This is a genomic window from Allobosea sp. P4_H5 (assembly GCF_056400825.1).
The window spans coordinates 102,337-113,659 of sequence record NZ_JBFUKM010000007.1 but is presented as its reverse complement, the minus strand read 5'-3'; the positions used below and the strand labels follow the sequence as shown (position 1 = coordinate 113,659).

Annotated in this window: 12 protein-coding genes and 1 tRNA gene; 10 read left to right on the top strand and 3 right to left on the bottom strand. The window is 65.2% G+C overall.

Annotated features, from left to right (window positions below; all coding sequences use genetic code 11):
• Positions 1–64 precede the first annotated feature (64 nt).
• Positions 65–568 carry a hypothetical protein gene (locus AC1DS0_RS15940; RefSeq protein WP_476815277.1) on the top strand — a complete coding sequence of 168 codons (504 nt, stop codon included), beginning with the start codon at positions 65–67 and terminating at the stop codon, positions 566–568.
• Positions 569–626: 58 nt separating this feature from the next.
• Here AC1DS0_RS15940 and AC1DS0_RS15935 read toward each other — a convergent pair whose 3' ends face one another.
• Positions 627–1,019 (bottom strand): hypothetical protein, encoded by a 393-nt coding sequence (locus AC1DS0_RS15935; protein ID WP_476815276.1) that lies wholly within the window; start codon positions 1,017–1,019, stop codon positions 627–629.
• Between the two features lie 243 nt (positions 1,020–1,262).
• On the opposite strand from AC1DS0_RS15935, the gene AC1DS0_RS15930 reads away from it, so the two are divergent.
• The 3 genes from AC1DS0_RS15930 to AC1DS0_RS15920 all read left to right on the top strand — a co-directional run bounded on the left by AC1DS0_RS15930 (position 1,263) and on the right by AC1DS0_RS15920 (position 5,149).
• A complete protein-coding gene (locus tag AC1DS0_RS15930) occupies positions 1,263–2,918 on the top strand; it encodes an FAD-binding dehydrogenase (RefSeq protein ID WP_476815275.1) in 1,656 nt (551 codons plus the stop codon).
• Positions 2,919–3,042: 124 nt separating this feature from the next.
• Positions 3,043–3,789, top strand: a complete 747-nt coding sequence (locus tag AC1DS0_RS15925; protein ID WP_476815508.1) for a phosphatidylserine decarboxylase — start codon at positions 3,043–3,045, stop codon at positions 3,787–3,789.
• 502 nt (positions 3,790–4,291) lie between these two features.
• Positions 4,292–5,149 (top strand): CDP-alcohol phosphatidyltransferase family protein, encoded by an 858-nt coding sequence (locus AC1DS0_RS15920; RefSeq protein WP_476815274.1) that lies wholly within the window; start codon positions 4,292–4,294, stop codon positions 5,147–5,149.
• Here AC1DS0_RS15920 and AC1DS0_RS15915 read toward each other — a convergent pair.
• Positions 5,146–5,523, bottom strand: a complete 378-nt coding sequence (locus AC1DS0_RS15915) for a hypothetical protein (RefSeq protein ID WP_476815273.1) — start codon at positions 5,521–5,523, stop codon at positions 5,146–5,148. The two genes, AC1DS0_RS15920 and AC1DS0_RS15915, sit on opposite strands and share 4 nt — an antisense overlap.
• 281 nt (positions 5,524–5,804) lie before the next feature.
• On the opposite strand from AC1DS0_RS15915, the gene AC1DS0_RS15910 reads away from it, so the two are divergent.
• The 6 genes from AC1DS0_RS15910 to AC1DS0_RS15885 all read left to right on the top strand — a co-directional run bounded on the left by AC1DS0_RS15910 (position 5,805) and on the right by AC1DS0_RS15885 (position 10,547).
• Positions 5,805–6,455, top strand: a complete 651-nt coding sequence (locus AC1DS0_RS15910) for a Maf-like protein (protein WP_476815272.1) — start codon at positions 5,805–5,807, stop codon at positions 6,453–6,455.
• A 21-nt stretch (positions 6,456–6,476) separates the two neighbouring features.
• Positions 6,477–7,904: a hypothetical protein gene (locus AC1DS0_RS15905; RefSeq protein ID WP_476815271.1), complete on the top strand. Its 1,428-nt coding sequence runs from the start codon at positions 6,477–6,479 to the stop codon at positions 7,902–7,904.
• 109 nt (positions 7,905–8,013) lie between these two features.
• A complete protein-coding gene (locus AC1DS0_RS15900) occupies positions 8,014–8,838 on the top strand; it encodes an SDR family NAD(P)-dependent oxidoreductase (protein WP_476815270.1) in 825 nt (274 codons plus the stop codon).
• Positions 8,828–9,037: a DNA gyrase inhibitor YacG gene (gene yacG / locus AC1DS0_RS15895; RefSeq protein WP_476815269.1), complete on the top strand. Its 210-nt coding sequence runs from the start codon at positions 8,828–8,830 to the stop codon at positions 9,035–9,037. The genes AC1DS0_RS15900 and yacG overlap by 11 nt, the downstream gene beginning before the upstream one ends.
• 438 nt (positions 9,038–9,475) lie before the next feature.
• Positions 9,476–9,551, top strand: a tRNA-Phe gene (locus AC1DS0_RS15890).
• A 417-nt stretch (positions 9,552–9,968) separates the two neighbouring features.
• On the top strand, positions 9,969–10,547 hold the full coding sequence (locus AC1DS0_RS15885) for a Panacea domain-containing protein (protein ID WP_476815268.1): 579 nt from the start codon (positions 9,969–9,971) through the stop codon (positions 10,545–10,547).
• Positions 10,548–10,998: 451 nt separating this feature from the next.
• Here AC1DS0_RS15885 and AC1DS0_RS15880 read toward each other — a convergent pair whose 3' ends face one another.
• Positions 10,999–11,283, bottom strand: a complete 285-nt coding sequence (locus AC1DS0_RS15880; protein WP_476815267.1) for a hypothetical protein — start codon at positions 11,281–11,283, stop codon at positions 10,999–11,001.
• Positions 11,284–11,323: the final 40 nt, after the last annotated feature.

The window sequence follows — 11,323 nt, the reverse complement described above, 5'->3', positions numbered from 1 at the left end:
ATTGGCAGTATGGCTTGCAGAGCCTGGCTGTGGGCTCGCTGCGGTTGAAGCGGGGGGCTTTGCCATGTTCGTGCTCGATCCAACCACACTGGTTGGCTTCCATACCTGGCTGAGCCTGATCGCGATCGTCGCCGGCTTTCCGATGACGATGGCCTTGCTGAAGGGTCATCTCAGCCCGCGCTGGAACGGCATCTATCTCTCGACCGCCTTCGCGGCGAGCGCCACCGGTTACGCCTTCCCCTTCGACAGGGTGCTGCCCTCGCATATCGTCGGCGCAGTCTCGCTGGTGCTGCTCGCGCTTGCGGGGCTGGCGCTTTACGCCTTCGCCCTGCGCGATGTCTGGCGGCGGATCTACGCGATCACCGCGGTGCTCTCGTTCTACCTGCTGATCTTCGTGCTGATCGCCCAGCTCTTCCTCAAGGTGAACGTCCTGCACGATCTGGCTCCGACGCAGAGCGAGCCGCCCTTCGCGATCGCCCAGGTGCTGGCGCTGATCGTCTTCCTGATCCTGACCCTGCTCGCGGCGCGGCGTTTTGGCGCCGGCGTGACGGTGGCGAGGGCGGCATAAAAAAGGGCGGCCCGAAGGTCGCCCAGGTTCTCACCATGTTGGTCTTCTGATCCCTGCCTCAGTTGCGGTCGATATCGACCACTTCGCCGCGCCGGTTGATCTCGACGCGGAGGTCATCGCCGCGCCTGTCGGCGCCATCGATCACCCAGGCATTACCACTCCAGCGTGCCTGCTCCACCTCGGCGACACCATTGCGCCGCGCGATCCGAATCGCTTCACGCTGGGTGATCGCGTCGTAGCGAACGCCGTCATAGCCGCGCCGGTCATAGCCCTGGCGATAATCGTCCGGCTTGTAGGTACCGCCGCGATAGGGCGCGTTGTCGTTGCTTGTCGGCCCGCGCTCATATTTCGGAATGCTGTTCTCCGGCCGCAGGTCGACGCCCTGCGCCACAGCCGCGACCGACGACAGTGCGAGCGCACCAGCGACCAAGCCAATCTTCAGCGGGTTCATCCTCATCCTCCTTGGATTGATGATGTGTCCTGGGGATTCAACCGCTGCGGAGGCGAAGCGTTCCGAAGTCTTTCGTGACCATTTCGCGGCAAATATTTAGGAGTTTCAGCGGACAGGCGCGCGATCTCCTTAAGACGGCGGCCATTTCGCGGGGGCCCGGATCGTCGATCGAACGGCGCCCTTGCGGTCCGGCGATTTCTCGGCAAGCTCAACCGCAACGGGAATCCGGCGGCGGGGAGGGGCATGGCGCTCGAGGCGGATGTGGTCATCGTCGGCGCGGGCCTTGCCGGCCTCGTCGCTGCCGCTGAGCTGGCCGATGCCGGCCGGAAGGTGGTCATCGTCGAGCAGGAGCCGCGGGCTTGCCTCGGCGGGCAGGCGCATTGGTCCTTCGGCGGGCTCTTCCTGATCGATTCCCCCGAGCAGCGCCGGCTGCGTATCCGGGATTCGCTCGACCTCGCCCGACAGGACTGGTTCGGCTCGGCCGGCTTCGACCGGCAGAAAGACCATTGGCCGAAGGCATGGGCCGACGCCTATCTCGATTTCGCCGCGGGCGAGAAGCGCAGCTGGCTCTATGCGCAGGGCATGCGCTGGTTCCCGGTTGTCGGCTGGGCCGAGCGCGGCGGCTATCTCGCCACCGGCCATGGCAATTCGGTGCCGCGCTTCCACGTCACCTGGGGTACGGGCCCGGGCGTGCTCGAGCCCTTCCTGCGCCGCGTCGCGGAGGCTGAGGCGAAAGGGCTGATCGAGTTGCGCTTCCGCCATCGCGTCACCAGCCTGACGCGCAGCGGCGGCGCCATCGATAGCGTTGAGGGCGAGGTGCTGGAGGACAGCGCAATCGATCGCGGGCAGGCGAGCTCGCGCGCTGTGACCGGCAGCTTCGCCATCAAGGCGCAGGCGGTGATCGTCGCCTCCGGCGGCATCGGCGGCAATCACGAGCTTGTCCGCCGCAACTGGCCACAGCGTCTCGGCGAGCCACCTAGGCGGATGCTGTCCGGCGTGCCGGCCCATGTCGACGGCGCCATGCTCGCCATTGCCGAGACCGCTGGCGGCCAGCTGATCAATGGCGACCGGATGTGGCACTATGTCGAGGGCATCGCCAACTGGGCGCCGATCTGGCCGGCGCATGCGATCCGCATCCTGCCCGGTCCGTCCTCGCTCTGGTTTGATGCCCGCGGCAACCGCCTGCCGGTGCCGCTCTTTCCCGGCTTCGACACGCTGGGAACACTGGAGCATCTGCGCAAGACCGGCTTCGACCATTCCTGGTTCGTCACCAGTCGCAGCGTCGTCGCCAAGGAGTTCGCGCTGTCGGGCTCCGAGCAGAACCCCGACCTCACCGGCAAGAGCTGGCGCCAGGTGATCCAGCGCGCCCGGGCCGGCATGCCGGCGCCGGTCCAGGCCTTCTTGGACAAGGGCGAGGATTTCATCGTCGAGACTGATTTTTCGCGGCTGGTCTCCCGGATGAACGCGCTCGGCGGTGCCGGTTTGATCGACGAAGCACATCTGCGGGCGCAGATCGAAGCGCGTGACCGCGATGCCGACAATCCCTATGGCAAGGACTTGCAGGTCACCGCGCTGCGCGGCGCCCGCGCCTATATCGGCGACCGGCTAATCCGCACGGCCAAGCCGCATCGCATCCTCGATCCGGCTCATGGCCCGCTGGTGGCAGTCCGCCTCAACATCCTGACGCGCAAATCGCTGGGCGGACTGATGACCGATCTCTCGGCCCGCGTGCTGGGGCAGGACGGCGAGCCGGTGCCCGGGCTCTACGCGGTCGGCGAGGCCGCCGGCTTCGGCGGCGGCGGCTTGCACGGCTATCGTGCGCTGGAGGGCACCTTCCTCGGCGGCTGCATCTTCTCGGGGCGGGTCGCGGGCAGGGCAGCGGCGCAAGTAGTGGGCTAGGGCAACCGCCATCGGCAAAGTGCACGGGGATTGATTGTCGCGCCATCCCTGCGCCTCTTTCGCAAAAGCCCGCAAAAGCCTAAAAGCTTCGCCGTCTTGCGGCCTCAACCCGGCCGCGAAGGCGCTGCCAGATGCGCGCGCCGCGCCAACAAGAGCAACAGGACTAACGCCCATGTCTCTCGTCGACTCCGTCCGCCGGACGATCGTACCGATCCACAAGGAAGGCTATGTCTTCATCGCCATCGGCGTGGTGGCGACGCTCGTGCTCGGCCAGCTCTGGGGGCCCTTCGGCTGGATCGGCACGCTGATCACGCTGTGGATCTGCTATTTCTTCCGCGATCCCGTGCGTATCGTGCCGCAGCGCGAGGGGCTGGTGATCTCGCCGGCTGATGGCCGCATCAGCCAGATCGCCACCGCCGTGCCGCCGCCGGAGCTGGAGTTGCCGGCCGAGCCGATGACGCGCATCTCGGTGTTCATGAACGTCTTCGACTGCCATGTGAACCGCAGCCCGGTCGCCGGCCGCCTGCTCAAGATGGCCTATACGCCGGGCCTCTTCCTCAACGCCGAACTCGACAAGGCGAGCGAGGACAATGAGCGCAACGCGCTGGCAATCGAGACGCCGGCCGGCACCATCGCGGTCGTCCAGATCGCCGGGCTGATCGCTCGCCGCATCGTGCCCTTCGTCAAGGAGGGCGATCCGCTTGGGCAGGGCGAGCGCTTCGGCCTGATCCGCTTCGGCTCGCGCGTCGACGTCTACCTGCCGCAGGGCGTCGTCCCGCTGGTCGGCGAGGGCCAGACCGCGATCGCCGGCGAGACCGTGCTGGCGGATTTCTCGGGCAACGACATCGGCCGGGCGTTCCGGGGGATTTGATAGGCTCTGCCCAACGGTCATGACAACGCTTGAAAGCTGGATATCACAAGCCTGCGAAGCACTTGGACTTCACGCGGATTTCGCGTTTGTTGTCGATGTTGGGGGGGGCATCGCGTTGTGACCGTTGCGCGTATCCGCAATCTTGGCGATCAGAATGGAATGCTGATCTTTCGAGATTCTAACGATTTAGGACAGTATGGACAGCGTCTTGTTCAATACGGGTATGGTTACTCGCTCTTGGGCGAGCCGCGAGCTGACGAGACGTTTGATTTGGACTCATATAGAGAGATGTTCCGCGATTGGGGATGGTCCGGTCCCGACGCGGAGCGTCCTCAAAGTTTGTTTTGATTGGCCTTGTCTGCGAGCGCCGACTGCCCGGTAGAGCTAGGGCCAACGTTTTCAGTCCGAACACCTCACCCCTGCCCCTCTCCTTCCAGGAGAGGGGTTCTGCGTCGTGCAGCACACCTAGCCTCCCACCTGAAAACCGCGTATTCCCGCTGATATGAGCGACCTCTTTCCGCCTTTCGAACCCGAGCGCGTCGAATCGAAGCGCACCCGCTTCAAGGCGATCCCGTTCCGGCTGATCGCGCCCAATGTCGTGACGCTGATCGCCCTCTGCCTCGGCCTGACCGCGATGCGTCTCGCCGTCGACGGCAAGTTCGAATCGGCGACGATCTGCATCCTCGTCGCAGCCCTGCTCGATGGCATCGACGGGCGCCTCGCGCGCCTGCTCAAGGGCACCTCGCGGTTTGGTGCCGAGCTCGATTCGCTCTCGGATTTCGTCTGCTTCGGCGTCGCCACCGGTTTCGTGCTCTGGACCTTCGTTCTGCACGATCTGCGCTCCTTCGGCTGGATCATCGTGCTGACGCTGGCCTGCGCCATGGCGCTCAGGCTGGCGCGCTTCAACGTGATGATCGACGATCCGAACCGGCCGGAATGGCAGAAGAACTTCTTCGTCGGCATGCCGGCCCCGGCCGGCGCGATCACCGCCATGCTGCCGTTCTATCTGGAGTTCGTCGGCATGCCGGTGAGGGAGTATGGCGCTCCCTTCGTCGGCCTCTACATCCTGTTCATCGCTTTCCTGACGATCTCGCGCATCCCCTGCTATGCCGGCAAGACGCTCGGCACCCGCGTTCCACGCGACCAGGTGCTACCGATCTTCGTCGCCGTCGTCGTCGTCGCCGGCCTGCTCTTCGCCTATCCGTTCGAGATGCTGGCGCTGGTCGTCGCCGCCTATCTCGCGCTGATCCCGGTCAGCGTCGCGCGCTATCGCAAGCTGGAGCGCGAGTACGACGCCACGGCAGCGCTGCCGACGGTTGCCGAGCCGGTGCTTGGGACGGGCTTCGAACCTAAGGCTTAACGGCGCTTCGACAGCCGGCTGGCATTGGCGCGGGTACGCCGCGAGAACGGCTCCAGCGTGCTGTGGACGGCCTTGGCCGTCGCTTCGCCGAGCCCGTTCGGGGTCAGCGGGTTGAACGCCATGCTCCACCAGAACAGCGTTGCGGCGTGGCCGATGGCGAAGCCGCTCTCGGCCATGGCCGCGGCCTTCTCGACCACGGCCTTGCTGGCCTCGCGCTGGCCCCTGGCGTCGCCGAGCGCGCCCTTGGCCAGGATCGGCATCCGCATGGCGATGGTGAGCCCGGCATCGACCTGCATCGCGACCATCTGGGCGAGGACGCTTTGCGCGTCCGCCGCCAGCGCGACGGTCGAGGCAGATCCAGTTCGTGACGCCATGGCGAAAGCTCTCCGGTGACGAGAAGGGGGCCGTGTAGGCCGAGCCTTGCGGGTCGCCGCCACGCCCGCTTGTCTGATGTGGCAAGCTAAACGGATTAGTGCAATCCGGAACCATGCATTGCGACGCTCAAATTCTACGCATTGCACAGGAGATGCAGCCACCCCATGCGCGAACGGCAGGACAACCGGGGGGCCGGCTCCCGAGGAGAGGGCTTGGGATATTCCGCAACTGGCTCTAAAGCCTTGCGGGAAACCGTCCCGGACGCGCAGCGAGCCGACACTTGAATCTCTTCAGCTCCCAGAAGCCGCCGGGCTGGCGCCCGAAACTGGTCCTGGCCTCGGCCTCGCCGCGGCGCCTGGCCCTGCTCGAACAGGCCGGCCTCAAGCCCGACGCGCTGCTGCCCTCCGATCTTGACGAGAGCCCGCTCAAGAGCGAGCGCCCGCGTGACCTCGCCCGCCGGCTCGCCCGCGCCAAGGCCGAGGCCGGGCTCGCCGGGCTGAAAGGTCGGCCCGATCTCGAAGGCGCCTATATCCTCGCTGCCGACACCGTTGTCGCGGTCGGCCGGCGCATCCTGCCCAAGGCCGAGATCGTCGACGAGGCGGCCGCCTGCCTGCGCCTGCTCTCCGGCCGGGCGCACCGCGTCTATACCGGTGTCGCGCTAGCGACGCCGTCCGGCACGATCCGCGAGCGCATCGTCGAGACGCGGCTGCGCTTCAAGCGGCTCTCGAACGAGGATATCGAGAACTACCTAGCCTCGGGCGAATGGCGCGGCAAGGCCGGGGCCTATGCCATCCAGGGGATTGCCGGCTCCTTCGTGGTCAAGCTCGTCGGCTCCTATACCGGCGTGGTCGGCCTGCCGCTCTACGAGACCGTCAACCTGCTCGGCGGCGAAGGCTTCCCGGTCCGCCTCGGCTGGCTGAATGTCGGCTGAGCGAGCGCAAGCCGGACGATCATGGTTCTGATCTGGCTCTCGCCGCTGATCCTCTTCCTCGGCTTGATCCTGTCCGGTCGCTCGGCGCTCACCGCCGGCGCGCTCGGCACTATCTGTGCCGCGCTCGTCGCCTTCTTCGCTGGCCCCAACCACCCGGACGCCGCTGCGATCATCCGGCATTTCGCCGCCGGAGCCTGGATCGGCCTGCCGGCGACACTGGTCATCGTCGCCGGGCTCGCCTTCTCGCTCAGCCTGGAGAAGGCGAGCGATAACACTGACCCAGCCCAGCCCGAGCACGGCGCGCTCGCCGAGGCCTGCCTGCTGCGCGGACCCTTCCTGGAAACCGCGACCGGCTTCGGCGTCGGCTATGTCGTCGCCGTTTCCGGTGCCCGCCGCCTCGGCGTCGACAAGGCGCCGGCACTGGCGCTCGCCACCTTCAGCCAGATCCTGGTGCCATGGGGCGCGCTCGGCATCGGCACCAGGATCAGCGCCGATATCGCCGGCGTCTCGCTCACGGCGCTGATCTGGCGGATCGCGGTCGTGACAGCGCTGCTCGGCGCTGTGCTGTTGCCGCTGTTCTGGCGCCTGTCGCGCCGGGCCGGGCTTTCGCCTGCACTTGCCGACCGCCTCGAATGGGCAGGCCTCATCGCATTGCTGATGGCCCTGCTCGTCGCCGCCAATCTCACTCTGCCGCTGGAGCTGGCCGCGATCGCGGCGCTGGCGCCGGTGATGCTGCTGCGCTTCCTGCGGGTGAAGGGCTGGGCCGGGCTCGACCGGGCGCTGCTCGTGCGCCTGGCACCCTATATCGCCCTTGTCGTCGCGCTGGCGCTGATGCGGCTGGTGCGGGCGATCCATGACTGGCTGGAGACCCCATCTTTCAAGCCGTTCGCCGACGCCTCGGCTTTCGCGCCGCTGCTCTCGCCGGCCTTGCCGCTCATCGCCATCGCGCTCGTCGTCGCCCTGCGCCGGGGCGGGGCGCGGCAGGTGTCGGCGTTGCTGAAACTGACGCTGCAGCGCTCAGGGCGTGCGGCGCTGCTGACCTTCCTGCTTGTCGGCATGGCCTGGATCATGGTCGGCTCCGGCCTTGCCGGCGGCATTGGCCTTGCGGTCAGCGACGTGCTCGGCTCCTGGTCGGCCGGCATCGTGCCGGTCGCCGGCGCGCTCGGCGGCTATCTCACCGGCTCGAACACCGGCGCTGGCGCCGTCTCCATGCCGCTCGCGACCGCGCTCGTCCCGGCCGGCGAAGCCCGGCTTCTGGTGATCGCTGCCGCGGTTGTCGCCGGCAGCCTGCTCACGGCGGTCAGCCCGGTCCGCGTCACCATGGGCCAGGTCCTGATCAAGGCGACGACAGCCGAGACCGGGCAGGCAATGCGCGCGCTCTGGCCCTGGTTCGTGCTGGTCGTCGGCCTCACCACCGCCATCGCGCTCGCGGCCGCACAACTCGCCTGAGCGCTTTCCAGGCGCATGCCGGCTTGCATGCCATGCGCTTGCTCAGGTCGCTGCGAGTGCCGATGGTGGCGCCAACGGCAAGCAAGCGCCTAGGGCAGGGAACAACGCCATGACGAAACGTCTCGAAGGCAAGGTCGCGATCGTAGCCGGTGCGGGCTCGATCGGCCCGGGCTGGGGCAATGGCAAGGCGACGGCGACGGTGTTCGCCCGCGAGGGCGCCAGGGTCGTCTGCGCCGACCGCAATCTCGACGCTGCCGAGGAGACCGCGAGCATCATCAAGGGCGAGGGCGGCGAGGTCTTCGCGATCCGCACCGATGTCACCAGCGAGGACGATCTGCGTGCTCTCGTCGAGGCGACGCTCAAGGCCTATGGCCGCATCGACGTGCTCGACAACAATGTCGGCATCGCCGAGGTCGGCAGCGTCGTCGATCTGCCGCTGGAGACCTGGGAGCGCGTCTTCAAGGTCAACCTGACCGGCTGCTTCCTGGCGATGAAACACGTCATCCCGGTGATGCAGCGCCAGTTCGCCGAGGGCGGGCAGGGCGGCTCGATCATCAACATCTCTTCGATCGCCTCGATCCGCCACACCGGCGTGCCCTATGCCAGCTATGGCGCCAGCAAGGCGGCCATGAACCAGCTCACCCGCACGACCGCGGCGCAATACGCGCCCGAGAAGATCCGCGTGAACGCGGTGCTGCCCGGGCTGATGAAGACGCCGATGGTCGAGCATTCGGCCGGGCTCGCCCAGACCTATGGCAAGGGCGATGTCGCGGCGATGTGGGCCAAGCGCGACTCGCAGGTTCCGATGGGCCATATGGGCGAGGCCTGGGACGTCGCCTGGGCAGCGCTCTTTCTCGCCAGCGACGAAGCGCGCTATGTCACCGGCATCGAGCTTCCAGTCGATGGCGGAGTGACCTTGCAATATGGCGCCTGAACAACCCGAGAATCCTGCCCCGCCTGCGCGGCCTTGTCCGATCTGCGGCAAGCCGGCCGTGCAGCGCTTCAAGCCGTTCTGCTCGGCCCGCTGCTCCGACATCGACCTCGGTCGCTGGCTCAAGGGCAATTACGTGATTCCGGGCGAGCCGCTGGACGAGACCGAGGAAGCGCCGATGCGGCGCGACGAGGACGTCTGACATGGAAAGGCCCGGCGTTTCCCTTTCGGGAGGACGCCGGGCCATTCGCTGACCGGCCGCGCGACGGGTCAGGACTATCCGGAGGGCGCCAGCGCCCGAATTCCGCCTCCCGCGCGATCGAACTGCCGGTACATCCGCGGCTTGCTCGAGATCGGCGGCAGGCACGGCGCCATCGCTGGCGCCGCCGCATCAACCCGATTACCGCGCTTTGGTTCCAGGGCTTGTCAGGATCTGCGTTGCCGCGCTCGCGGCCAGCCTGGGCTGAGGCGGCATTCGCGCCGGGCGCAGCAAAAAGGGCCGCCTCGGCTCGGATTTTCATCTCCTTGCCGGTCAGGTCGAAATTTTCCCACCGGCAGGATCGTTTGTCGGCTGGACAGCCCGTGCCCAGCCCTCTATATCGCCTCCCACCAACCGAAGCGCCGAGCGCTTCGCGGGAATGCCCAGGTAGCTCAGTTGGTAGAGCATGCGACTGAAAATCGCAGTGTCGCTGGTTCGATTCCAGCCCTGGGCACCATTTCTTTTTACAGTAATTGAAAAGATTGCGGAATTTCCCCTGATTTTTCTCGCCGGGCACAGCCGGTCGGAAAAGCGGGAAAATCTGTTCTGGCCTCATCTTCGTTGGCGGTCTCTCCATTTCCCGAACGAAGCGCCCGACTCATCTATTACGGGGTCGATATGACGGCGCGATCGAAGACACGATCGCGCAAACGGTAGCTGCCCGCATTGGGTTTTCTTGTGCGCCGAATGCAACAATTCGTCCGAAAGTGGTGGTTAACCGGGCGCTGGCGCTGGTCTATGGGCGAATTTGACCGAATTCTTGTTTTGTTCCAATTGACAAAATAAAAACATGATAGCGGAGTTAGGTGTGGGTTGTAGTTTGTCATTGAAAAGAGTCGGTGCGCAGCGAAGCGCGCGTCGCTGAGGTCGACTGATGGCCCTCCAATTCCAGCCCAACTTGGCGAAGATCGTCGAGCTGCTGCTGTATCTGGCGCATAAGATGCCGGGTGCGGACAAGTATCAGGCTGTGAAGTTTTTCTATCTCGCTGACCGGGAACACCTCGCTCGGTACGGGCGTCCGATCACGTCGGAGCGTTATTTTGCGCTCAAGTATGGGCCAGTTGCCTCGAACGCCAAGGATTTGCTGGAAGGCGACCGCTTTACAATGCGGAAAGCGGGAATCAACGAGCTGCCGTTTGAGGTCAAGCAGGTTGATCGACCAGGGCCGGATCGCGCGCCGCTTGTTGTAATCGGCGCGCCTAAGCGCGAAATTGACCGCGATCTCTTTTCAAGAAGCGACCTCAAAGTGTTTGATGAGGTTCTTGAGCGGCATGGCAATCTCGACTTCGATGCTCTCTTTAACCTGACGCACGACCACCAAGCATATAAGCGTGCATGGGCGCGTCGAGGGGAGGCCCAGCGCGGGGAGATGACTTACGACGAGATGATCGATTCAGATGAAAAGCGCGCAGCGCTAGTCAGCGATATTGGTCCGGTTTCTCGCCATATCTGAAAATGAAGGTCGGGTCCGTCCTCCGGTTCACGTCAGACCAGGCGGTCGGTCACGATCTGCGTGAAAAGATGCACGTTTTTATCTGTCAGACAGATGATCATCGGGCACTGGCTGAGTATGCATTTCTTTTTATAAGCAGCGCGGATTATGGAGGTTGTTTTCAGATCAAGCAGTCTGATTATGGCTTCTTGAAATGGGACAGTTATATTTCTTGTGGCGCTATGGTTTTCTATTCGAGAGAATTTTTGGTTAGAGCAAGGATCGAACCAATTGGAGAAATTGCAGCGACGCATTTGGTCGCACTTCGAAACCATCTCGCTGACCATGAGGTGATGCCGATCTGGCAGACAAAAGTCGCGTGTGCGAGTTTACCGGCTATCATTTAGTGTGCGTGTGAATTCACGAGCTTACTCCTCCACGTGATCTTCGCCCGCGAGGCCGCCTCGCCCCCTCATCCCAACCGCCGATCGCGCTCCTCAACAATCCGCTCCACGATCTCCTGATACTCCGCCAGCAACTCCTGCAACGGTCCGATATCCCGGAAAGCCTGCTGGTCCTGCTCTTCCTCGCCTTGCTCGTCCCAGGCGGCGATCGCCTCGTCGGCGGCGGCGAGGTGATCGGCTGACGGGGAGGGCGGCGGCGCGGCGCCTGCCTCCTCGACAATGCGCAGGGCGATCTGGCGGCGCAGCTCGTCCGCGCGTTGGAGCATCGGCCCGAGCGGGTCGGTGTAGGGCATCTGTCGAACCTTGCTTCGCCAATCCGGGCCGGACAAGCCG